The 23,237-nt window shown below is 65.3% G+C and carries 13 protein-coding genes; 4 read left to right on the top strand and 9 right to left on the bottom strand.

Annotation, left to right across the window (positions count from 1 at the left end):
• On the bottom strand, positions 1-9,238 hold a 9,238-nt coding region (locus QME24_RS11655; RefSeq protein WP_281690845.1), incomplete at its 3' end, for a non-ribosomal peptide synthetase.
• A gap of 219 nt (positions 9,239-9,457) precedes the next feature.
• Here QME24_RS11655 and QME24_RS11650 point away from each other — a divergent pair.
• Complete coding sequence (locus QME24_RS11650; RefSeq protein ID WP_232892914.1) at positions 9,458-10,426, top strand: siderophore-interacting protein; 969 nt, start codon at positions 9,458-9,460, stop codon at positions 10,424-10,426.
• Positions 10,427-10,465: 39 nt separating this feature from the next.
• Here QME24_RS11650 and QME24_RS11645 read toward each other — a convergent pair whose 3' ends face one another.
• From QME24_RS11645 to QME24_RS11635, 3 genes are all read right to left on the bottom strand, one after another.
• Positions 10,466-11,857, bottom strand: coding sequence for an aspartate aminotransferase family protein (locus QME24_RS11645; protein WP_232892913.1), 1,392 nt, complete (start codon positions 11,855-11,857; stop codon positions 10,466-10,468).
• A gap of 206 nt (positions 11,858-12,063) precedes the next feature.
• Positions 12,064-13,386, bottom strand: coding sequence for an ATP-binding protein (locus QME24_RS11640; protein ID WP_009684794.1), 1,323 nt, complete (start codon positions 13,384-13,386; stop codon positions 12,064-12,066).
• Positions 13,383-14,066, bottom strand: a complete 684-nt coding sequence (locus tag QME24_RS11635) for a response regulator transcription factor (protein WP_009684795.1) — start codon at positions 14,064-14,066, stop codon at positions 13,383-13,385. The genes QME24_RS11640 and QME24_RS11635 overlap by 4 nt, the downstream gene beginning before the upstream one ends.
• A gap of 210 nt (positions 14,067-14,276) precedes the next feature.
• On the opposite strand from QME24_RS11635, the gene QME24_RS11630 reads away from it, so the two are divergent.
• Genes QME24_RS11630 through QME24_RS11620 form a run of 3 tightly spaced genes read left to right on the top strand, consistent with a single transcriptional unit; the run spans position 14,277 to position 16,900 of the window.
• The gene (locus QME24_RS11630) at positions 14,277-15,620 is read left to right on the top strand and encodes a DUF6861 domain-containing protein (RefSeq protein WP_235767916.1); all 1,344 of its coding nucleotides are present in this window, start codon (positions 14,277-14,279) and stop codon (positions 15,618-15,620) included.
• Positions 15,621-15,638: 18 nt separating this feature from the next.
• On the top strand, positions 15,639-16,250 hold the full coding sequence (locus tag QME24_RS11625) for a GAD-like domain-containing protein (protein ID WP_054881179.1): 612 nt from the start codon (positions 15,639-15,641) through the stop codon (positions 16,248-16,250).
• A 23-nt stretch (positions 16,251-16,273) separates the two neighbouring features.
• Positions 16,274-16,900, top strand: a complete 627-nt coding sequence (locus QME24_RS11620; protein ID WP_054881180.1) for a GAD-like domain-containing protein — start codon at positions 16,274-16,276, stop codon at positions 16,898-16,900.
• Here QME24_RS11620 and QME24_RS11615 read toward each other — a convergent pair.
• The 5 genes from QME24_RS11615 to QME24_RS11595 are packed head-to-tail and all read right to left on the bottom strand — an operon-like array spanning position 16,897 to position 23,021.
• Positions 16,897-17,475, bottom strand: coding sequence for a nucleotidyltransferase family protein (locus tag QME24_RS11615; RefSeq protein ID WP_054881181.1), 579 nt, complete (start codon positions 17,473-17,475; stop codon positions 16,897-16,899). The genes QME24_RS11620 and QME24_RS11615 overlap by 4 nt on opposite strands.
• The gene (locus QME24_RS11610) at positions 17,472-18,443 is read right to left on the bottom strand and encodes an XdhC family protein (protein ID WP_054881182.1); all 972 of its coding nucleotides are present in this window, start codon (positions 18,441-18,443) and stop codon (positions 17,472-17,474) included. Before QME24_RS11610 ends, QME24_RS11615 begins: the two co-directional genes overlap by 4 nt.
• Positions 18,444-18,446: 3 nt before the next feature.
• Positions 18,447-19,658: a cytochrome c gene (locus QME24_RS11605; RefSeq protein WP_047150167.1), complete on the bottom strand. Its 1,212-nt coding sequence runs from the start codon at positions 19,656-19,658 to the stop codon at positions 18,447-18,449.
• 2 nt (positions 19,659-19,660) lie between these two features.
• Positions 19,661-20,197 (bottom strand): (2Fe-2S)-binding protein, encoded by a 537-nt coding sequence (locus QME24_RS11600; RefSeq protein WP_029887985.1) that lies wholly within the window; start codon positions 20,195-20,197, stop codon positions 19,661-19,663.
• Positions 20,190-23,021 (bottom strand): xanthine dehydrogenase family protein molybdopterin-binding subunit, encoded by a 2,832-nt coding sequence (locus tag QME24_RS11595; protein ID WP_280091859.1) that lies wholly within the window; start codon positions 23,019-23,021, stop codon positions 20,190-20,192. Before QME24_RS11595 ends, QME24_RS11600 begins: the two co-directional genes overlap by 8 nt.
• Positions 23,022-23,237 lie beyond the last annotated feature (216 nt).

Raw genomic sequence — 23,237 nt, 5'->3', positions numbered from 1 at the left:
TCAGGCGCACCTCGCCGAAGGCCAGCGCCGGGGCATCCGGGGTGCGCTGCACCTGGGCCTCGATCAGTTGCTGGATGCTCTGCTGCAGCGGGTACTGTTCAGCGGTGGCGTTCCACGTGACCAGGGTGCGCTCGCGCTCGGCAGCCGCCAGCAATGGCAGTTCGGCCACCGGTTGGTGCGGTTGCTCGACGATGCCTTGCAACAGGTTGATGAAGTGGGTCGACAGCCGCTCGATGGTCGAGCGCTCGAACAGGTCGGTGTCGTATGCCAGGGAAACCATCAGCCCCTGCGCGGTCTCGCTGGTATCCAGCACCAGGTCGAACTGCGCCGTGGCACTGTCCCAATGCAGCGGCTCGACACGCAGTTCACCCCAGTTCCGCTCGGCGCGCGCAGCGTACTGGTGGTTGAACAGCACCTGGAACACGGGGCTGTGGCTAAGGTTGCGTTCCGGTGCCAGGGCCTCGACCAGTTGCTCGAACGGCAGGTCCTGGTGGGCCTGGGCCTGCAGCGCCGCCTGCCGGGTCTGGCGCAACAGGACGTCAAAGCCCTGCCCGCCATCGACTTCGGCACGCAGCACCTGGGTATTGACGAAGAAACCGATCAGCCGCTCGGTTTCAGCCCGGGTGCGGTTGGCCACCGGTACGCCGACGCGGATGTCGGCCTGGCCGCTGTAGCGGTGCAGCAAGGCCTGGAACGCTGCCAGCAGCAACATGAACAAGGAAGCATCCTGAGTCTTGGCCAGCTGTTGCAGCCCGTGGCTCAGTTCAGACTCGAGCGGGAAGTCCAGGCGCGCACCACGCAAGCGCCGTTGGGCCGGGCGTGGCCGGTCGAACGGCAGCTCGAGCACGACCTGCTCGCCGCCCAGTTGCGCCAGCCAGTAATCGAGCTGGCGGGCACGCTCGCCACCGTCCAGCCACTGACGCTGCCAGGCCGCGTAGTCGGCGTACTGCACAGGCAACGGTGGACAGTGCTCGCCGTGGTAGCCGCGCAGCAGCTCTTCGACCAGCACCTCCAGGGAGGCGCCGTCGGAAACGATATGGTGCTGGACGATGACCAGCACATGATCCTGCTCGCCCATGGCCAGCAACTTGACCCGCAGCAACGGCCCTCGTACCAGGTCGAACGGCGCCCGCACCTGGGCATCGACCCAGGCCGCCAGCGCCGCATCGTCCAGCTCGCCTGGGTGCTCGATCACGATGGGCAGCGCCAGGTGCGGATGAATATGCTGCCGCAGCTCGCCCGTGGCGTCATCGAAGGTGGTGCGCAATGGCTCGTGCCGGGCGATGACCTGGTCGAATGCCGACTGCAACGCCGGCAACTCGAGCGGCCCCCGCACACGCAACGCCGCCGGAACGTTGTAGGCGGCGCTCTCTGGGTCCAGCCGCCAGAGGAACCACTGCCGCTCCTGGGCGTAGGACACGGCCATCGCAGGCGTGCGCGGCAATACCGCAATCGCCGCGGCCGCCCCCTGGCCCAGTGCGGCGCAACGGTCGGCGAAGGCCCCCAGGGTCGGCTGCTCGAACAGCTGCCGCAGGGGCACTTCGAGCCCGAGCCCTTGGCGAATGCGCGCGATGACCTCGGTCGCCAGCAACGAGTGGCCACCGAGGCTGAAGAAACTGTCGGCAAGGCCGACGCGCTCGACCTGCAGGGCTTGCGCCCAGATCGTCGCCAGTTGTGCTTGCAACGGCGTGCGCGGCGCTTCGTAGACCTGCTGGGCGGCACTGAAGTCCGGCGCCGGCAAAGCCGCGCGGTTCAGCTTGCCGTTGTTGTTCAACGGCAGCCGTTCCAGCACCAGCAGGTGGGCGGGAATCATGTAGTCAGGCAGCGCCTGGCCCAAGGCAGCCCGTACGCCCTGTAGCCAGTCAGCCGACGGCGTGGCCTGAGCAGCGACCAGGTAGGCCACCAGTTGCGGCCCGGTCGGCCCGGCGAGGGCCAGCACCGCCGCCTCGCGCACCGACGCCAACCCTTGCAGGCAGGCCTCGATCTCGCCCATCTCGATGCGCATGCCGCGAATCTTCACCTGATGATCGATACGCCCTACGTACTCCAGGACCCCGGCCTGGGTATAGCGCGCCAGGTCGCCGCTGCGGTACAGGCGTGCGCCAGGCTGTTCGGCGAAGGGATCCGGCAGGAAACGCTCGGCGGTCAACGCCGGGCGGTCGAAGTATTGCTGCGCCAGGCAGCTCGGTGCACCGATGCACAGCTCGCCGACGCCATCGCTGGGCAACAGCTGGCCGGCACAATCCAGCACATACAGCGAGCGGCCTGCGATGGCGTGGCCGATGGGCACGCCATACGCGTCCTGCGCATCTTCGAGGCGGCAGTCATGCACGCTGGAGACTACTGTCGCCTCCGTCGGGCCATAGGTGTTGACCAGGCTGAGCCCGCCCAGCCCCGCCGCGTGCCACAGGCGCAGCCCTTCCACCGACATGGCCTCGCCGCCCACGTGCACCTGACGCAGCTTGCCCAGGCCCTGGCCCGGCCGCGCCGCGCAAGTCTTGGCCAGCATGTGCCAGTAGGCGGCCGGCAGGTCGGCCAGGGTCACGCCCTGCTCGACAATCAACCGCGCCAACTGATCGGCGTCCCACAGTGCCTCGCCACGCATGATCAACGCGGCGCCGACGCACAGCGGCGGATAGCATTGCTCGACGAAGCCGTCGAAACTGAAAGTGGCGAACTGCAGCACCCGGTCGTCGCGCTCAAGGCGGGAGTAGCCGGTGGCGCTGTAGCTGAACTCGCGCAGGGCCGCATGGCTGATCGCCACCCCCTTCGGGCGGCCGGTGGAACCGGAGGTGTAGATGACATAGGCGAGCTGCTCGGCGGCGACCTGCACATCCGGGTCGTGGTCGCCACAGTGCGCGGCCTGCTCGCCCAACACCCCCAGTTCCAGGCGACGCAACCCCGCCGGCAGCGCCAACTCGACCAGCAGGCCGTCGTCGCACAACAACAGGTCCAAGCGGCTGTCCTCGATCATGTAGGCCAGCCGTTCATGTGGATACTGCGGGTCCAGCGGCACATAGGTCGCGCCGCTCTTGAGCACGGCAAGCAGGCTGACGATCAGTTGCGGGCCACGGCGCAAGGCCAGGCCGACACGCTGGCCGGGGCGCACGCCCTTGGCGATCAGTGCATGCGCCAGGCGATTGGCCTGGCCATCGAGCTGACCATAGCTCAGGCGCAGCTCGCCACATTGCAAGGCCAAGGCCTGGGGCTGGCGCGCGGCCTGTGCCGCGATACGCTGGTGAACCAGTTCCTGGCTCGGCAACGCCAGTGCGCGGCCTTGGCTGAAGCCAAGCACCTCGGCCTGCCCCTTATCGTCAAGCAGGCCCAGCGCGCCTGACGGCGCGGCCGGGGTGGCGACCATCTGCGCCAGCACCTGGCGGAGCCCGGCGCACAGCTGAGCCACCTGCTCTGCCGCGAACAGCGCAGGGTCGTAGCCGAACGCCAGGCTGACCCCATCGCCGAGCTCGATACCGATGGTCAGCGGGTAGTGGGTGCGCTCGTGATTGCTCACCGCGCCGAAACGCAGGCCGGCAGGCGCGCCCTGGCGCAGCGCCTCGGCCACCGGGAAGTTCTCGAACACCAGCAGGCTGTCGAACAGCGCCGCGCCCTGCTGGCCAGCCCACCCTTGAATGGCATACAGCGGCACATGCTCGAATTCCCGCAGGCTCAGGTTGAAGTCCTGCACGTCGGCCAGGTAACCGGCCACCTTGCGATCGGGCGCGACATCGATCAGCACCGGCAAGGTATTGATGAACAACCCAAGCTGGCCGTCGATGCCCGGCAGTGGCGCCGAACGCCCGGACACCGTGGCGCCGAAGGCCACGCAGGCTTGCCCGGTCAGGCGCTGTAGCACCAGGCCCCAGGCCGCCTGGAACAGCGTGTTCAAGGTCACCTTGTGGTGACGGGCGAAACGCTCCAGCTCTGCGGCCTGCGCGGCGTCGAGGCGGGCCAGGTACTCACCCTCGCCTTGCGCGTCGGCGGGGCGACGCAGGGCCTGGGCGAGCAGCGTCGGCGCCTGCAAGGCGCCGAGACGGGCTTTCCAGAAACGCTCGCCGGCACTGGCGTCCTGGCGTTGCAGCCACGCCAGGTAATCATGGAAACGGCCGGCCGGCGCCGACAAGCGCTCGCCGGCGTAGTGCTGGACCACCTCGGCCAGTAGCTGGGCATTGCTCCAGCCATCCAGGAGGATGTGGTGGCAGGTGAAGACCAGGTGCCAGTCGTCGGCCCCGGTACGCACCAGCAGCAGCCTGAACAAGGGTGCGCGGGCCAGGTCGAAACCCGCCTCGTGCTCGGCCCGGGCCAGTGCATCGAGGTCTGCCGCAGGTTCATCGACGATGCGCAGTGGCAGTGGCAACTGTCGCTGGACGATCTGATGGGCACTGTCCAGGCCCTGCCAGTGGATGCTGCTGCGCAGGATATCGTGACGCGCCAGGGCCGCCTGCCAGGCCTCGCCGAAGCGTTCCAGGTCCAGGCCGCCGATAGCCAGGCGCAACTGGTTGATGTAAGCGCCGCCCTGGGTTTCATACAGCGAGTGGAAGAACATGCCCTGCTGCATGGGCGACAGTGGGTAGAGGTCTTCGATGTTGTGGCCGGGCACCGGCAATGCATCCAGTTGCGCCTGAGTGATGCGCGCCAGCGGGAAGTCCGACGGTGACGGTTGCCCGGCGGGCACGCCCAGGCAGTGCTCGATGAGCGCCTCCAGTTCCTGGTCGTAGGCCGTGGCCAACGCCTGGACCGTGTCGGTGTCGAACATCGCCAGGCTGAAGCCCCATTGCAGCGACAGCTCGCCGTTGTACACCTGCCCTTCCAGGGTCAGCCAGTTGGCCAGCGGTGCGTCCGGGTCCTGGCCGTCGCCGCCGCGCTCGGTGGCCGGCGCCAGCAAGGCCTGGGCATCGAACTGGCTGTCGAACTGGCCCAGATAGTTGAAGGTGATGCGCGGCGGGTCAAGCGTCGCCAGGGCCTCGCGCACCGAGGCGTCACCCAGGTAACGTAGCACGCCGTAACCCATGCCTTTGTCCGGTACCGCGCGCAGCTGTTCCTTGATGGCCTTGATCGAGTCGCCATGACCGGCGCGCGGGGCCAGGCGCAGCGGATAGAGGCTGGTGAACCAGCCGACGGTGCGGGTCAGGTCGATGCCGTCGAACAGCTCTTCGCGGCCATGCCCCTCCAGCTGCACCAACGCCGCCTGGCTGCCGCTCCATTGGCAGATGACACGTGCCAGGGCCGTCAGCAGCAGGTCGTTGACCTGGGTGCGATAGGCTGCGGGCGCGACCTGCAGCAACTGCCGGGTGCGCTCGCGGGACAGGCGCGACGCCAGTTTGGCCCCATGACGGTTGCTTACCGGCGCGTCCGGCCTGTCGCACGGCAGTGCGCCATCGCCGCGTTGCGCTTGCCAGTAGGGCAATTGCCCGACGAACGCCGGCGCCTGCTCGTGCAGCTGCGCAGACCAGGCGTGGTAGCTGCTGGTGCGCGGCGCCAGCGACAGCGGCTGCCCGGCCAGGCGCTGGGCATAAGCCTGCTCCAGGTCCTCCAGGAGGATACGCCAGGACACGCCGTCGACCACCAGGTGGTGAATAACCAGCAGCAGGCGCTGCTCGCCTTGCGGCAAGTCGACCAGCATGGCGCGCAATAGCGGCCCACTGCGCAGGTCGAGGCTGCGCTGGGCAGCGTCGCAGAGCGCCGTCAGCGCCTGGGCATCCGCAGCCTGGCGCTGCCACAGCTCGACCTGCGCGACCGGCGCGCCATAGTGCTGCCGCCAGCCTTCGGCGGCGGGCTCGAAGCGCAGCCGCAGGGCGTCATGGTGGTTGACCACATCGCCCAAGGCAGCGACCAGCGCCTGGGCCTGCAACGGTTGCCGGGCACCGAGCAGCAATGATTGGTTCCAGTGCTCGCGGACCGCAATGGCCTGTTCGAAGAACTGCCGCTGCACAGGGCTGAGCGCCACCTCGCCGGTGGCCGGCGCCTGCTCAACCGCCAACGATGGCTGGCGCCCGACCGCGCCGGCCAGGCCGCGCACGGTCTGGAACTGGAACAGGTCGCGCGGGCTGAACTGCAGGCCCTGGCGACGAGCGCGGCCAACCACCTGGATGGCGATGATCGAATCGCCGCCCAGCTCGAAGAAGTTGTCGTCCAGGCCAACCTCGGCCACGCCCAGCACCTCGCTCCAGACTTGCGCCAGGGTACGCTGTACATCGGTTTGCGGCGCCACGTAAGCGCCGCGCGAAGCGGCATCCGGTTGCGGCAGGGCCTTGCGGTCAAGCTTGCCGTTGGGGGTCAGCGGGAACTGCTCCAGCGGCATCAGGTGGCTGGGCACCATGAATTCCGGCAGCGCCTGCAGCAGCCAGGCCTTGAGCCCTTGCTGCCAGCCGTCTGGCATTTCGTCGAGCACCAGGTAGGCCACCAGTTGCTTGCCGTCCAGCGCCAACACCACGGCCTCGCGCACCCAGGCATGCTGGGCCAGGCGCGCCTCGATCTCGCCCAGCTCGATGCGCAGGCCACGGATTTTCACTTGATGATCGAAACGCCCCAGGTACTCGATCACGCCATCCACACGCTGGCGAACCCGGTCGCCGGTACGGTACAGGCGCTGTCCGGCCACGAAGGGGTCGGCAACGAAGCGCTCGGCGGTCAACCCCGGACGCCGGTGGTAACCACGGGCCAGGCCAATGCCACCCAGGTAGAGCTCGCCGGCAACGCCAGGCGCCACCGGCTCGAGGCCAGCATCGAGCACATAGGTACGGATGTTGGCGATGGGCCTCCCGATGGGCACGCTGTCGCGGCCTTCGTCGATGCAGGTCCAGTGCGTGACGTCGATGGCCGCCTCGGTGGGGCCGTAGAGGTTGTACAGCGCCGCCGCCGGCAGCTTGCCGAACACCTGCAGCTGCGCGTCCACCGGCAATGCCTCGCCGCTGCAGAGGATGCGGCGCAGGCTGTCGCAGGTCTCGACACCAGACTCGTGGATGAAGGCCTGGAGCATCGAGGGTACGAAATGCAGCGTGCTGACCTGATGGCGACGAATGGTCTCGATCAGGCGCGCCGGGTCCCGGTGGTCACCGGGTGCGGCCACGGCCAGCCGGGCACCCGTCATCAGCGGCCAGAAGAACTCCCAGACCGACACGTCGAAGCTGAACGGGGTCTTCTGCAGCACCGTGTCACCGGCACACAGGCCATAGGCTTCCTGCATCCAGTGCAGGCGGTTGGCCAGGGCTTCATGGCTGTTGCCGGCGCCTTTCGGCCGGCCGGTGGAGCCGGAGGTATAGATGACATAGGCCAACTGCCGTGGGTCGGTGGCCACCTGGGGCGGGCTGGCGGGCTGGTCGTCCAGCGTCAGTTGGTCCAGGGCGATGCACTGCACGTCAGCGGGCACCGGCAGGCTGCCCTGCAGCGCCTGATGGGTCAGCAGCAGGCGAATGCCGCTGTCCTCGATCATGTAGGCCAGGCGCTCCTCGGGGTATTCCGGATCCAGCGGCACGTAGGCCGCGCCGGCCTTGAGGATCGCCATCAGCCCGACGACCATTTCTACGCTGCGCAGCAGGCTGATACCCACGAGGCTGTCGGCTCCGGCGCCTTGCGCGCGGAGGAAGTGAGCCAGGCGGTTGGCGCGGGCATCGAGCTGCGCATAGCTGAGCGCGGTATCACCACAGACCAGCGCCGGGGCGTCTGGCGCACGGCGCACCTGATCCTCGAACAGCTGGTGCACGCCGCGTTCGAGCGGATAACCGCGAGCGGTGGCGTTCCAATCCTCCAGCACTGTGCGACGGCTGGCGTCATCGAGCATCGGCAACTGCCACAGCGCGCTGTGCGGCTGGCTGACCAGGGCTTGCAGCAGGGCCTGCCAGTGTGTCGCCATGCGTTCGATGGTGGCGGCCTCGAACAGGTCGCTGGCATAGGTGAAGGCGGCGTGCAGGGTGCCACCCTGCTCGTAGGTGTCCAGGCTCAGGTCGAACTGGGTGGTGCGGCTGCGCCATGCCAGGGGCGACAGTTGCAGCCCCGAGGCCAGGGTCACGGTGGCCAGGTCGGCGACCTGCGGCTGGTGGTTGTACATCACCTGGAACAGCGGCGCATGGCTCAGGCTGCGCTCGACCTTCAGCGCCTCGACCAGGCGTTCGAACGGCAGGTCCTGGTGCGCCTGGGCACCGTGTACGACCTGCTTGATGCCTTGCAGGTAGGCCAGCACCTCGAGGTGCGCGTCCGGCCGCACACGCAACACCTGGGTGTTGACGAACAACCCGATCAGCCCTTCGACTTCGGCGCGGTTGCGGTTGGCCACCGGGCTGCCGATACGCAGGTCGGCCTGGCCGGTATAGCGCTGCAGGAGCAAGCCGAACGCGCCAAGCATGACCATGAACGGCGTAAGGTTATGCTGCCGGGCGAAGCCGCGCAGACGCTCGGCCAAGGCCGCATCGACCGCGAACGAGCGGCGCTCGCCACTGAAGCTCGGGGTCGCCGGCCGGGCATTATCCAAGGGCAGTTCGAGCACGGGCTGCTCATCGCCCAACTGCGCCTGCCAGTACGCCAGCTGCCGCGCCAGTTCGCCGGCTTCCAGCCAGCGGCGCTGCCACAGGGCATAGTCGACGTACTGGATCGGCAGATCCGGCAGTTGCGGCGCATGACCAGCGGCGAAGGCGTCGTAGCAGCGGCTGAACTCGTCGATCAGCACGTTCATCGACCAACCGTCGGAAACAATATGATGCAGGGTCAACAGCAGTACATGTTCCTGCTCGGCCAGGCGCAACAGACGCACCCGCAGCAGCGGCCCTTGCGCCAGGTCGAATGGACGCAAGGACTCGGCCTCGGCTTGGGCACGCACCTGCGCTTCGCACTCGGCCTCTTCCCACTGACGCAGGTCGACCCGCTCGATCAAGGCCTCGCCCACCGGGCGATAGACCTGGAGCAGACTGTCGTCAGGCTGGACCTCGAATACGGTGGTCAGGCTCTGATGACGCGCCAGCAGGCTGGCGAACGCCTGCTCCAGCGCGGACTCATCCAGTTGGCCGGTCAGACGCACCGCGCCTGGCAGGTTGTAGGCGCCGCTCTGGGGGTCCATCTGCCAAAGTACCCACATGCGCTGCTGGGCATAGGACAACCCTTGGCGGTCCGGCGCCTGGACCCCGGCCGGAATGAGGAACTGGGAAAAGTCGATGCCCTCCCTGGCCAGGGTCTCGAGGAACACGCCGCGTTTGTCCTGCGGCAGTTCAATGAAACGGCGGGCCAGTAGCAGGGACTTTTCTGCATTCATCAGATTGCTTCCGTACGAGTGAGGTATCGGGCGGGGCCCGGCTATCCCTACGAAACGGATGCAACCTGAAAAAAATTAATGCCATAGCGCCCCCCCACGGCAGCTGCAGACACACCCCGGGGCAACCCCGGGCGTGGCCGACCGGCCAACAGGGAGGCGTTAATTTGCCGTTGCGGCGGCTCGTTTACCAACAAAGCCGCCCTGCAAGAGGACCTTCGCATGCCTAGCCCCTCCCGCATCACCCAGGCACTCCAGCAAGGCCTGCGCCGCCTGGTCGGCAGCCCCGGCCCGGCTGCCAGCGCCTACCGCCTGTTCGATCTGCAGCTCAAGCAACGCATCACCCTTTCCCCATCACTTGCACGCCTGGTGTTCACCGCTGCGGATGTGGCGCGGATGGCCACAATGGCCCCCGATCAACGGGTCAAGCTGTTCTTTCCCGCCCCAGATGGTTCGCTGCCTGTAGTTCCCGCCGATGCCCACTGGAAAACGGCGCACAGCGCCTTGCCGCCCGCGCAACGCCCACCCATGCGGACCTACACCATCCGCGCGCTGCGTCGGGAAGCACTGGAAGTCGATGTAGATTTCGTGCTGCATGGCGTCAACGGCCCTGCTTCGGCTTGGGCCACCCATGCCCAGGTAGGTGACCGCCTGCAGATGCTTGCGCCCAACCTGGACTATGCCGGCGACCCCGGCGGTTATGAATGGAAGCCACCCCAGGGCGTACGCAACGTACTGCTGGTAGGTGACGAAACGGCACTGCCGGCGATTGCCGGCATTCTTGAGCAACTGGCAGGGACCCAGCCCGAGCTTGCGGTGCAGGCGTTCATCGAGGTGCCGTTGCAAGCTGACTGCCTGGATCTGCGCCATGGCGATGCCACCGAACTGCATTGGCTGCCGCGCGAGCTGCTGGGCTGCGCGCATGGCCAGGCCATGCAGCATGCGGTGCGCGAACTGGCCAGCCTGCCTCAAGGGCAGGCCGCGTCGCGGGTAAAGCTGGAAGAGGTGGATATCGACACACGAATACTGTGGGAGCAGGCCAGTAGTGCCAGGACCACATTCCATGCATGGGTCGCGGGGGAATCGGCGACAGTGATGGATATTCGCCGGTATCTGATCAAGGAGCGCGGGTTGCAACGCGCGTGCCTGACCCTGATGGGCTATTGGCGGGCCGGGCGGACCTTTGATTGACGTGAGATAGCCGGGGCACTTTGCGGCCCCGGCAATGGTTCAGACTGCCACGCTCAACGCCTCGGCAAAACGCTGTGCAACGTCATCGATCTGCTCGCCGCTGATGATCAACGGCGGCAGGAAGCGCACCACCGCGCCATGCCGCCCACCCAGCTCCAGGATCAGCCCACGCCTGAGGCACTCGCGCTGCACCTTCGGCGCCAGGTCGCGGTTAGCCGGTGGGTGGCCCAGCGCATCGGGCTGGCCTTGCGGGTCGACCAGCTCCACGCCCAGCATCAAGCCCCGGCCACGGATATCACCCAACTGCGGGTAGTCCCGCTGCAGGCGCTGCAGGTGCCCACGCAACCGTAGCCCCATGGCCTCGGCATGCTCGGCCAGGCGATGCTCGACCAGGTAGTCGATCACCGCCGAACCCGCCGCCATGGCCATCTGGTTACCGCGGAAGGTGCCGGCGTGCGCCCCCGGTTTCCACGTGTCCAGCCAGTCGCGATACACCACCACCGCCAACGGCAGGCTGCCGCCAATGGCCTTGGAAAGCGTGACCACGTCCGGCACGATGCCGGCATGCTCGAAGGCGAACATCCGCCCGGTACGGGCAAAGCCGCTCTGAATCTCATCGACGATCAAGGCCACACCCGCCTGCTCGGTGATCCGGCGCACGCCCTTGAGCCATTCGATATCGGCCGGGATCACCCCGCCCTCGCCCTGCACCACCTCCAGGATGACTGCAGCCGGCAGTGGCACCCCGCTTTCCGGATCGAGCAGCAGGTTTTGCAGGTAATGCAGGTTGGCCTTGACCCCGGCCTCACCGCCCAGGCCGAACGGGCAGCGGTAGTCGTACGGGTATGGCATGAACTGCACGCCGCTGCTCAACAAGGCACCCAGCGGTTGCTTGGGACCATGGCTGCCCATCAGGCTCAGGGCCCCCTGACTCATGCCATGGTAGGCGCCCTGGAAGGCCAGCACGGTGCTGCGCCCGGTGGCGCTGCGCACCAGCTTGAGTGCCGCCTCCACGGCGTCGGTCCCGGTCGGGCCGCAGAACTGCACCTTGGCCTCGCGGCGCAGGGCCTCGGGCAGGATGCTGTACAGGTCCTGAACGAAGCGGTCCTTGACCGGTGTAGTCAGGTCGAGTGTGTGCAAGGGGATCTCATCGGCCAGCACACGCTGGATCGCCTCGATCACCACCGGGTGGTTATGGCCCAGCGCCAGGGTGCCGGCGCCCGCCAGGCAGTCGATGAACTGTCGGCCTTCGACGTCTTCGACGTGGATACCCCTGGCGCGCTTGAGCGCCAGCGGGATGCGCCGTGGGTAGCTGCGGGCGTTGGACTCCTGCTGTTGCTGGCGTTGCAGCAAGGGTGAGTCGGTGAATTCGTACAGGGCCTGCGACACGCTGGCCGGCGGGACCTGGGCAAGGCTGGAAGCGGTGGACATGGGTAAATCCTCGCAAGCGAGCGAAAGTGCGGGTGTTCGTCGCTTGGAAAACGCTTGGGTGCTGGGAGGATTTAGCGGTTGTTACTGTATTTTACTTACCCTGTGCCGGCCCTTTCGCGGGCTTGCCCGCTCCCACAGGTACTGCACAGCGCCTGACCCTGTGGGAGCGGGCAAGCCCGCGAAAGGGCCGGCACAGGCAGTGAAAATCAACTGCTCGAACGCGCCGGCACTTGCAACCACACCCGCAAGCCATCGCTACTGCTGTCGAACCTGAGGCTACCGGCACACCGCTGCACGATCGCCTGCACAATCGCCAACCCCAGCCCGCAACCACCGCTCTGCCCGCTGCGCCAGAAACGCTCGGTAAGGTGTTCCAGATCCGCCTCGGCAATCCCCGGCCCATGGTCACGCACCATGAAGCCCACCTGCCCGTCAGCCATCTGCACCTCCAACTCCACTGCCTGTTCGCCGCCATGGCGCAGGGCGTTGTCCAGCAGGTTGCGCAGCGCGGCCACTGCCAGCGGCGCCGGCATGCCCAGGTAGATCTGCGTGGCCTCTTCAGGCAGGCGCAACACGATACGCCGGTTGTCACCCCCACCGGCATCCTGTACGGCCTGGCGGGCCACCTGCTCGGCGCTGCACTGCACGCCATCCTCGAACGAAAGGCTGCCCTCCACCCGTGCCAGCATCAGCAGTTGCTCAAGGGTACGGTGCATGCGGTCGGCGCCCTGCTCGGCATGCTCCAGTGCCTGCTCGCGCACGGCGCCATCGGTCATGCGCGCCACCTGCAGGTGGGTCTTGATTGCGGTCAACGGGCTGCGCAACTCGTGCGCGGCATCGTCGGTCAGGCGCCGCTCGCGTTCGATGGTCTGGGCAATGCGCAGGAACAGCTGGTTCTGGGTGTCCAGCAACGGTTGCAACTCGCTGGGCAGGCCCGCCACCTGCAACGGCTCCACGCTGTCGGCGCGCCTGCGGCGCAAGGCATCGCGCATGCGGTTGAGCGGTTCCAAGCCCTTGCCCAGGCCGATCCACAACAACCCCAGGCTACCGAGCAGGGCCATCAGCACCGGCGCCGAAGCCGCCAGCAGGATCGACTGGTTCAGCGCTTCACGCTCCATATGCCGGTCGGCGGTGGTGATGCGCACATCCCCATGGTTGTAGGTGAAGGTGCGCCACGAAGCGCCGTCGATGGTCTGGTCGCGGAAGCCGCTGCGCTCGTCATCCATGGTCCCATCGTGCTTGTGGTTGCTGGCGAGGATTTCGCCGCGCAGAGAGCTGACCTGGCAGGCCATGCCGTCCGGCACGCTGAACTGGTCGGCCGAGAAATGCGCCTCGCCGCCCTTGGCCGTCAAGGGCTGCGGCAACTGGTCGATCAGCCCGGCGACCATGCGCGCCGAGGCGACCAGCCGTTGGTCGAGGGAAAACATCATCTGCTGGCGCAGGTCGCGCAGCATCCATGCCGCAGCCAGCACCCAGATGATGATGAAGGCACTGCCCAGGATCAGGCTCAAGCGTACCCGCAGGCTCACGGTGCGGCCTCTTCCGGTGCCTGCGCCGGGCCCAGGCGGTAGCCCAGGCCGCGCACGGTCTCGACGATACCGTTGCCGAGCTTGCGCCGCAGGTGGTGGATATGCACGTTCAGGGCGTTGCTTTCCACTTCGTCACTGAAGCCATACACGCAGTCCTTCAACTGCTCGCTGGACAACACCCGCCCGGGGTTTTGCAGCAGGGCCTGCAACAGCGCCTGTTCACGGCGGGAAAGGTCGACCTGCTGGCCGGCCAGGGTCGCCTCGCAACTGCTGGGGTCGTAACGCAGCGGGCCGTGCTCGATCACATTGACCGCCCGCCCCGCCACCCGCCGCAGCAGGGTGTGCAGGCGTGCAGCCAGCTCGCGCAGGTCGAAGGGCTTGAGCAGGTAATCGTCGGCACCGGCCTGCAGGCCATCGACGCGATCGGTGACGGCGTCGCGCGCGGTAAGCACCAGCACCGGCAAGGTCTCGCCTTTTTCGCGCAGGCGGCGCAGCAGCTTGAGGCCGTCTTCGTCGGGCAGGCCCAGGTCGAGGACCATCACGTCGAACTGCGCCGCCTGCAGCATGGCCCGCGCAGCGGCGGCGTTGCCCACCCGGTCGACGGTCAGGCCCTGGGCGGTAAGGCCGGCGCAGATGCCGGCAGCGATCAGGTCGTCGTCCTCGCAGAGCAGAACGTGCATGGTGTGGGCTCCCGCATTGGTGTGGCTGGCATTGCACTATGAAGGGATTAAGGGGGGATTATGGACCTTTGCAGGTGGGCTGGGCGAGCGCGGCTTGAGCGCGTGCGACCGCCTTGAACGAAGTCTCCTTTTCCTACAGCCGACTCAGGAATTTCCGAACCAAATCCATGATGGGATTTCCCCCTGCACACGCTGTCAGGGAGACACCTCATGCACCTGGATTACCTCGTGCCCTCGTGGTTCGAGATCGAATCACGTGTTACCGATGAAATGGGCTATCAGGGACGCGCCCAATTTCGTAGCTACCTCAATGAACCTGTGGCCTCACTGGCCCTCAACCTACGTCGGGTCAGGGCCGTCCAGTCGGCCTTCAACCAGGCCGAGTGGCAGGCCGGCAGTATCCTGCACCAACGCTTTGCCGACCTGGAAATCGCCAGCATCCTCAACGAACTGCTCAAGGTGGTGAGGGAGATGGCGATGATCGTCGTCGGCAGCACCCTCACCGGCGGCGCCATTGGCGCTGGCATCGGGGCATTTGGCGCAGGTGCAGGGGCCATTCCCTTGGCCGGCGCTGGCGCGGCGATGGGCCTCAAGGTCAGCGGCTGGATACTTGGCGTACTGGGGCTTGCCTCCATCGCCGAGTTCTTCATTGAAGGCCTGCCCCGCATCGGCGAGTACTACCTCGATGGCATTCGCATAGCCTGGGAGGGCACGCGGGACGATAGCTACAACCCCTTTGGGGGCGATGATCCGCAGGCGATTTCCAGGGCTGCCCATCACATCGCCTTGGGCCACGTGGAAGTAGTGGTGCTGCTGTTGGGGGCGATCGTCTCGTACCTTACCCGCGGTCGCGGTGACGCACGGGTGCTCGCGCAGGAAATGGCCGCCAGCAGCAAAGGCGCGCGCCTTGGGCAATGGATGCTCAAGCATGAGGAAGGGTTGAAGAAACGGCCAGATCTGCAAGTGCCGGAACGGCGCAAGGGTGCGGGGAATGAGCCGCAGCCAGTTCAGCCGAACCGGCAGGCGGGAAAAGAACATGAGCCCTCGACAGTCAAGCCCGCTAGCATGCCATTGCACACCGTGGCGTGTTTCAAGGCGGACAAATTGCCAGCATCGAAGCATGGCGAGTTTGAACGGCAATTGAAGGGGCAGCAGGAGGGGTTGAATCGACTGACGGTTGAAGAGTTTTTGGAAAATGTCGCCAATCCCGTAAAGCGAAACCCAATTTTGGCACGCAAAGCTCGCAAGCAGATGCAAGACAAGTTGGAGCAGCGGATACTGGATGACTTGCCGGACGAGATGAGTCTATTTGAGGCCCAAAGGATGGCTGCAAGATTAGCTAAGGAGACCATGGCAACGCTTGCAGCCTTGCACAACCCTGATTTGACCGCCGGAGGCAAAGATGCCATTGACGATTTCGGGGACAGGCAAGTCAACTCCACCATAGGCCCCCAGTGGAAAAGCAAGATCAAGAGTATGCAGACAGCTGCCGAACAAACATTGAAATCGGGCAGCGGTGCTTCCCTCATGAACATCAAATTACACAAATGCTAGATTGATAGGGACCTCATAATGGATGACGTCTACGCCTCCTTCATCGAAAAAATTGGACAACCTATTCTCAGGCAGGAGGTACCTGCCTCGGCCATCGAACGCTACAGGGGAAAACTACCAGAAAAATTGATGGAATATTGGGCAAAATACGGGTGGTGCGGATACGGTGACGGCATTTTTTGGACGGTCGACCCTCAAGAGTATGAGGGTGTCGTTGCGTATTGGATCAATGGCACGCCCTTGGCCGCGCATGACAACTATCACGTAATCGCGCGTGGGGCATTCGGCGATCTATACTTGTACGGTGAAAGAACAGGCTTTTCACTGAGCATTGCCAGCCATATCTCACATTACTGCGGCAACAACCGCCGCACCTCTAACATCGACAGACATGTGCAATCATTCTTCCTACAGACAAAAAAGGACAGCAATGATTTCGAAGGGTTATTCGAAGCAGCAAGGAAAAAACTTGGCATACTCAATCACAATGAAATGTATGGATTCAACCCCGCACTTGCCTTTGGCGGGAAAGCGAGTTTAGAGCGAATCGAAAAAGTAAACACCCTGGAACATTTAATAATGCTCTCAAAGCTAACTGCACTTGAGCCCTACCGCTTCTCCGACTTCTAAAAACCCAAAAGGGACTTGAAACCATGGACGTAGTCTTCAGCATTTTCCTGGAAACCTTCGGCGCCCCCATCGGCCAGCAGCCCGTGCCACCTGCCGCCATCGATCATTACAGAGGCAAACTCCCGAACCGCCTCCTTGAATACTGGCAAGACCACGGCTGGTGCGGCTACGGCGGCGGCTTGTTCTGGCTGGTAAATCCCCAGGAATACCAGGAGGTAGTGGCCTCTTGGTTGGCAGGTACGCACTTCGAAGCATGCGACACTTATCACCTCATCGCCCGCAGCGCTTTTGGCGACCTGTACCTATGGGGTGAGAAAACCGGCTCGGTGCTGACCATCGCGGCCTACCATTCCCGCTATCTCGATGGCGCTCACAGTTCAGGAGACGAAGAACGCGACAACAAGATCCATGGTTTGCTCATGTGGCTAATGACCGAATGCATCTATTTCGACGACCTGTTCGAACCTGCCAGGGAACGGCTCGGCACCTTGGGCGTAGATGAAATGTATGGCTTTGTCCCCGCCTTGATGCTGGGAGGGTCAGACAGCCTTGAGCGGCTTGAAAAGCTCAAGGTGGTGGAGCATCTGCTGCTGCTCTCCCAACTGAGCGAACTGCAACCCTATGAATGGGCTGACGAAGGGGAAGATTAGGCCCTGACGTGCGGGTTCAATGCCTCCGGCCTGTCGACATCCTGAAGCACGCCGACGTCCTGCACGTGCACCCTGACGCAACTTTCTGGGTGAGCCTTCACTACCGATCGCGCCCCTTCATCACCCTGCAACCGGGCAAGCGCCGGCCAGAAATCACGGCCGAACAACACCGGATGGCCCTGCCGCCCGGCATGCCAAGGCAGGACTATCGTTGACGCACTGGCCTGGCGTGCAAGCAAGCCAAGCGTGGCGGGCGCCACCCAGGGCATGTCGCCCAACACAACCGCTACCGCCCGCGCCTCGCAATCTGCCAGCGAGGCGGCGCCGGCCGCCAGGCTATGGCCCATGCCCCGTGCGCAATCGACACTGGAAATGACCCGGCACGCCGATGGCAAACCCAGCGCCTCTGCCCGTTCGCCGGCGCGCAACACCACCCGCACCTCCTCAAACACCGCGCAGGCACTTTCGACACTGTGCACCAGCAGGCTGCGACCATCCGCCATCAGCGCCCGGCGCTTGTCACCGCCGAAGCGTAAGCTGCTGCCAGCCGCCAACACCAACGCCACCACACTCATAGTGCCGCCCGCCCAATGCCGTTGCGCAGGCGCAAGATATCGGCCAGCACCGCCAGGGCGATTTCCGCCGGGGTCTTGCTACCCAGGTTGAGGCCGATCGGCGCATGGATACGCGCCAACTGGTCGCTACTGAGGCCACCGATGCGCTGCAAGCGCTCGCGACGCTTGTCAGAGGTGGCCTTCGAGCCCATCACGCCGATGTAGAACGCTTCGGTACGCACCGCTTCAAGCATGGCCAGGTCATCGATTTTCGGATCATGGGTCAATGCAACCACCGCCGTGTCGGCATGGCAACCGCCATTGGCGATAAATTCCGACGGCAGCTCGCGGCGTAGCTCGATGCCGTCCAGGTGCACGCCGTCGAGCACTTCATCACGTGGCTCGCAGAGAATCACTTCGAAGCCCAGGCCTTTGCCGAACTCGGCGCAACAGTGCGCCACGCTGGAATAGCCCGCCAGCAGCAGGCGCTGGGCGGCGCCGACGCGCAGCCGTACACAGGTGGGCTCACGCTGCACCCGCGGCCCCTGGCTGGTGTCAGGCACCAACTGGCGGTTGCCGTCGGGCAGGCGCACTTCACGCAACAACCGGCGCTGCCCCAGCAATGCGCTTTGCAACTCGCGCAGGTGGGCCTGCACGTCGCACTCGGCCGCCAGGTTTTCCACCAGCACTTCCAGCACCCCGCCGCACGGCAGGCGAATGCCCGAGCGGGGGTCACTGCCATCGCCGTAACGCACAAGGGTGACCGGCTCGGCGAACTCGCCCAAGGCCACACGGTGCAGGAAGTCGTCCTCTACGCAGCCGCCAGACAACGAACCCAGCCACTGGCCGCTGGCGTTGACCGCCAGCAGCGACCCCGGTGCACGCGGCGCCGAACCGTAGGTGTCGAGTACCGTGCACAACCACACCTGCTGACCGCTGCACGACCACTGCAAGGCCTGGCGAATCACCTGAAGATCGAGATGCTGCACCGGTTACTCCGCCTGCAGCTCGGCGAGCTGCTGTACCTTCAGGTCACCGGGCAATCCACCCCAGGCCTGGCGCAGGTAGTTGACCATGTCCGTCACCTGCTGGTCATCCAGCTTGCCGGCGAAGCCAGGCATCGGCTGCATGCGCTCGAAGCCGGTGAACTGTTGTTCGCGGATGCCTTCGAGGATGACCTTGACCAGGTTGCGCGAGTCGGCCTGGCGCAGCACGGTATTGCCCTGCATGGCCACGGCGACGTGTGGCTTGCCCTCGCCGTCGACCCCATGGCAGCCGGCGCAAACGTTCAGGTACTGCTGGTGGCCGCGCTGGGCACTGTCGCTCATCTGCGCCAGGGCAACCGGCTGGATGACCTTGGCCGCGGGCGGCTGGTCGCCCAGCAGGTAGGTGGCCATGGCCGCCAGGTCGGCGTCCTCCAGGTGCTGGGTGCTGTGGTGCACCACCGGGAACATCTCGTTGAACATGCTGCCCTGGGCGCTGATGCCGTGCTTGAGGAAGGTGGTCAAGTCTGGCTGGGTCCAGCCCCGCTCAGCCAGGTCTTGCGCCAGCAGGCTGGGCGCCAGGTAACCCGCCAGCAGGCCGCCGCTCAGGCGCTGGTCTTGCTGCAGTGCGCCGATCGCATTGCGTGGGGTATGGCACTCGCCACAGTGGCCCATGACTTCGACCAGGTACTGGCCACGCTGCCAGGCCGGGCTTTTGCCCTCGGCTGGCTGCAGCTGCACGCTCTTGCCATACAACAAGTTCCAGCCGCTCAGGCCCATGCGCACGTTGAACGGGAAGCGCAGCGCCGTCTGCGGGGCCGGGCGGTTGATCGGCGGTACGGTTTTCAGGTAGGCAAGAATCGCGTCCGAGTCTTCGCGCTTGATCAGGTGGTACGAGGTGTAAGGCATCGCGGGATAAAGGTTGGCACCATCCTTGCGCTTGCCCTGCGTGACTGCTGCAAAGAACTCGTCGGCGCTGTAGTTGCCGATGCCGTACTGCTTGTCCGGGGTGATATTGCTGCCGTAGATGGTGCCGAACGGCGAATGGATCGGCAGGCCGCCGGCATACGGTGCGCCACCTTCGGCGGTGTGGCAGGCCATGCAGTCGGCGGCGCGGGCCAGGTATTCACCGCGCTTGACCTGTGCTTCATCGGCAGCCAGGGCCGCCGAACTGACGGCAACACCCAACGCCAGCGCCAATGCGCTACGTACGAAGCCCATGTTCAACCCTCCTTGACCAGGCCGAGGTCGTTGAGCACCTGGCGGGTGGCGTCGTAGTAACGCACGTAGCCAGTGCACCGGCAAATGTGGTGCCCGAGGCTGGCCTCGATGCGGTCTTGCACTTCGCTCTTGTTCAGCGGCTGGCGCTGGGCGGTTTCCACCAGCACGGTAGCGGCGTTGACAAAGCCTGGTGCGCAGTAACTGCACTGGAAGGCGAACAGGTCGACGAACTTCTGCTGGATCGGGTTCAGCGTCAGGTTGCCGGCCTCGTCCTTGCTGGCATGGCCTTCGATGGTGCGCACTTTCTTGCCTGCAAAGTAGTGGGCACCGGTGATGCAGGTGCGCACTTCTTCGCAGGTGCCGTCCGGGTTGTCCACGATCACCACGCAGGCGTGGCAGATGCCCTGGCCGCAGCCCAGGCGCGAACCGGTGAGGTTCTGGTGTTCGTGCAGGTAGTCGAGCATCGCCAGGTCGTCGGGGACCTCGACCGGGCCGACCGGTTGACCGTTGAGGGTCAGTTGCAGTGGGCGGTTAGCCATTGAGGGCCTCCTTGATACGGGCTGGGGTAATGGGCAGATCGCGCACGCGCTTGCCAATGGCATGCGCGACGGCATTGCCGATGGCACCGACGACCGGGATCATCACCACTTCGGCAATGCCCTTGGACGGGTCGGTGGGTGACAGCGGCGGCAGAATTTCGCTGGTCTGCTGCCACACCGCCACATCGCGCGCATGCGGCAGGCGGTAGCGGTTGAAGTTCCAGTCGCCCTCCCCGGGCCCGCCCTCGTACATTGGCATTTCTTCGGTCAGGGCGTGCCCGATACCCATGGCAATGCCACCTTCGAGCTGGCCTTTGACCAGCTCCGGCACCAGCGCCCGGCCGCACTCGACCCAGCTGTGGTGGTTGAGCACTTGCACTTCGTGGGTGCCCTTGTTGACCTTGACTTCGACAATGGTCGCCACCGGGCTGTAGTAGGTGACCATGGCGTTGTTCAGCTGGGTATCGGGGTACGCCGCGTTCTGCCGGTCGAGCAGGTGATAACCGTGGCTGCTCATCTGCGCTTTCTTGGCGTTGACCGCGCCGTCGCCGTATTTCACGGCCACGGCGTCGAGCGGGAAGCGCTCGCGCACACCGTCGATGACGAAGTCGGCTTCGGCCCAGCTCCAGCGGTTGAAGCCGTGGACGCTCACACCGGTGACCAGGCCCATGTCATGGGCCTTTTGCGCCAGTTGGGCGAACGGGATCGGAGCCAGGCCGTTGCCGGTCAGCTCACCGTTGACCCACACAGCGTTCTCGCGGCGCACCACCAGCGGGTTGGCCTGCCCGCCGTAAGGCCCCTGGCGCCAGATGGCCATGGCCGCCGGCCACAGGCCGTGGTTGAACAGTACCCGTGCAGCTTCGCGGGTAGCGTGGCTGAAATAGAACGCCGAGTTGGTCGCCGACGATGGCGACGCCAGCTTGCCCACCCAGCGCGGGTTACGCAGGGCAGCGTCCTGTTCGGGCTGGCTGATCAGGTACGGGTTGCCGCTGGTGGTCAGCTGCAGCTCTGGCCACTCGGTAACGGCAGTGCGCACCTCATCGGCCGAACGGCCAAGGAAGTCGCTGACCACCAGGGCCTGCGAAGTGGACATGCCAGTGCCCAGTTCGGTACCGATGTGGCGCAGGCTGATGCGCCCGTCGCGGCTGAACTCGACGCTGGCCATCGGCGCTTCCGCGCCAGTCCCGAAGTCTTTCTGGCAGATGGCGAAACCCACGCCGTACCAGTGATCCTGGTCCTTGGCATCCATCTGCTGCTTGCGTGCGTCACGGTTGCGCCACCAGTCGTGCACGGCGGCCTTGTCGAGAATTTCGTACAGGCGCAGGGCGCCGGCCGGCACCGCCCCCTGGGTGTTCTTCATGCCCGACTTCAGCGCGTTGGCACGGCGCAGGTCGATGGCATCCACGCCCAGGCGGCCGGCGATTTCATCGACCATCATTTCAGTCGCCGCCATGCTCTGCAGGGTGCCATAGCCGCGCATGGAACCCGCCTCCACGCCACGCGAGTAATAGGCAGTCACCGACAGGTCGTTCTGCGGCATGTAATAGATCGACTGCGCTGCGGTCGCACCCACTGCGGCCACCGACGGGCTGTAGTTGATGCGCCCGCCACCGTCGCAGCTCATGTCGGCGCGGAAAATCTTGAAGCTGTTGTCTTTCTTGTCCACCGCCAGTTGGTAGCGGATATCGAAGGCATGGCGCTTGATGCCGCTCTGGAACTGCTCGTAGCGGTCATTGGCCAGGCGGACCGGTACCCCGTCGCCGTACAACGCAGCCACGGCAGCGTAGAAAACGAAGATGTTGTTGTCCTTGGAGCCGTAGCCCACGGTATAGCCGGGGTGCATGTTCAGGGTGTTCAGGGCAAACCGCGACGGCTTGATCATGTGCACGCATTCCTGCGCCACTTCGAACGGGCACTGGGTGGCAACCACGAAGTGCAGCGTGCCGCTGGCCCGGTCATACCAGCCGTTGCCGTTGTCCGGCTCCAGCGCGGCAGGTTCGATGGACGGCGTCTTGTAGCGCTCGTCGAACACCAGCCAGTCCTCGGGCGGGTTGTCCAGCTGTTCGGCCATACGGTTGGCGTAGAACAACCCCTGCTCGGTCAGGTCACCATGCTGGTTGGGCTGTTTCGACCACACCGGCTTGCGGTTGAGGATGGTGGGGAACAGCATGGAATTCTTCAGGCTGGAGAACTCATCGTCGTCGAACGGCGTGGCGCCGCCCACCCGCACGAAGCGGAAGCTGCCATAGGGGTCACGCTGGTACAGCGGCGCCTGGGCGCCGTAGCGGATCGCCTGGTCCTTGAACTGCAGCTTGCGCTTGGCCTGGCGGAAACGCTCGAAATCGTGCCAGATCAGGATTGCCACGGGGTGGCCGATGAACATCGGTACTTGGCCGGGCGGCAGCAGTGGGTCGGGCGAGTGCGCTTCGGGCCAGGCGATGCCGTCCTGTTCCAGGTCGGCGGCGGTGACGACACGGTCTGGTTGCAGGTCTGCCCCCAGCAGGCTCAGGTCATGCCCGGCATAGATGCGGTCAGCCTTGGTGGCCTTGAGCAGCAAGGCATGGCCCTGCTGCACCGGCCAGCCTGGCATGTCCTTGGCACGGATGTCGCGGGCGAACACCTTGTCGCCGCAGACCTTGGACAACGCATCGTTACGGAAACGCGCCTTGCCGTCATGGTTCATCCACTTCTGCGGCGAAGCGGTGACGCGTTCCTCCATCAGCGCGGCGAATGCCTGGCTGCCAAGTGGCGCCATGGTCACACCGACACCAGCGACCAGGCCGCCTTGCAGGAAGGCGCGCCTGGAAATATCACGGTTGGACATGCTTGATCCTCTGGGCAGTCGAGGGTCTGCCCTTTCTTCTGATTCTGGGCCTGGCTTGAAGAAAGCTGACCTGAACGTCAACTTTACAGCAATTTAGCGAGGACAGGCAAAGTCAAGCCGACAATATGTCGCGGTGTGTCGGGTTTTAAGCGGAGGATCCGTGCTTGGGCTGATAGGTGTTCGCCTTTGGAGATTCGGCGCTCGATCTCACAGGCG

Origin of the sequence: Pseudomonas sp. PARCl1, from assembly GCF_947311875.1 — a bacterium.
GTDB lineage: Bacteria > Pseudomonadota > Gammaproteobacteria > Pseudomonadales > Pseudomonadaceae > Aquipseudomonas > Aquipseudomonas juntendi.
The sequence above is the reverse complement of the archived record's forward strand: the minus strand, read 5'-3'. Positions and strand labels throughout refer to the sequence as shown.

What these genes read in the sequence shown, in the direction of transcription:
- QME24_RS11650 (WP_232892914.1), top strand. Translation starts at nt 9,458, where the DNA reads ATGCCTAGCCCCTCCCGCATCACCCAGGCACTCCAGCAAGGCCTGCGC.
- QME24_RS11645 (WP_232892913.1), bottom strand. Translation starts at nt 11,857, where the DNA reads ATGTCCACCGCTTCCAGCCTTGCCCAGGTCCCGCCGGCCAGCGTGTCG.
- QME24_RS11635 (WP_009684795.1), bottom strand. Translation starts at nt 14,066, where the DNA reads ATGCACGTTCTGCTCTGCGAGGACGACGACCTGATCGCTGCCGGCATC.
- QME24_RS11630 (WP_235767916.1), top strand. Translation starts at nt 14,277, where the DNA reads ATGCACCTGGATTACCTCGTGCCCTCGTGGTTCGAGATCGAATCACGT.
- QME24_RS11625 (WP_054881179.1), top strand. Translation starts at nt 15,639, where the DNA reads ATGGATGACGTCTACGCCTCCTTCATCGAAAAAATTGGACAACCTATT.
- QME24_RS11620 (WP_054881180.1), top strand. Translation starts at nt 16,274, where the DNA reads ATGGACGTAGTCTTCAGCATTTTCCTGGAAACCTTCGGCGCCCCCATC.
- QME24_RS11615 (WP_054881181.1), bottom strand. Translation starts at nt 17,475, where the DNA reads ATGAGTGTGGTGGCGTTGGTGTTGGCGGCTGGCAGCAGCTTACGCTTC.
- QME24_RS11605 (WP_047150167.1), bottom strand. Translation starts at nt 19,658, where the DNA reads ATGGGCTTCGTACGTAGCGCATTGGCGCTGGCGTTGGGTGTTGCCGTC.
- QME24_RS11600 (WP_029887985.1), bottom strand. Translation starts at nt 20,197, where the DNA reads ATGGCTAACCGCCCACTGCAACTGACCCTCAACGGTCAACCGGTCGGC.
- QME24_RS11595 (WP_280091859.1), bottom strand. Translation starts at nt 23,021, where the DNA reads ATGTCCAACCGTGATATTTCCAGGCGCGCCTTCCTGCAAGGCGGCCTG.